The sequence below is a fragment of the Flavobacterium sp. HJSW_4 genome, from assembly GCF_042436695.1.
Classification (GTDB): domain Bacteria; phylum Bacteroidota; class Bacteroidia; order Flavobacteriales; family Flavobacteriaceae; genus Flavobacterium.
Genome location: NZ_JBHNPP010000094.1, coordinates 1 through 302 on the forward strand (window position 1 = coordinate 1; position 302 = coordinate 302).

Sequence of the window (302 nt, forward strand, 5' to 3'; positions counted from 1 at the left end):
AATATGTAAAGTCTCGTATTAGAAATGGGTTTGCCAATAGGGATATTCGGAGAAGTTAAATTATGCCCTTTCTCAATTCTGAATATAGAGGCGCAAATACTAGATTCTGTTGGCCCATATGCATTATAAAACGTTCCATAATTTAAATATTCCGCAACTTTATCATAATCTGCCGATTCCCCTGCAGTGATTAAATATTTAAACCCTTTTAAAGTTTCCATATCTAATAATTTGAAATAGGCAGGCGGAAGTGTGGCAATTTCAATCCCTTTTTCCTGAATAAAAGTCTCAAATAATTTTAC

1 protein-coding gene is annotated in these 302 nt (G+C 33.1%); it reads right to left on the reverse strand.

Annotated features, from left to right (window positions below; translation table 11 throughout):
* On the reverse strand, positions 1 to 302 hold a 302-nt coding region (locus ACE01P_RS24455), incomplete at both ends, for an AMP-binding protein (RefSeq protein WP_379701674.1).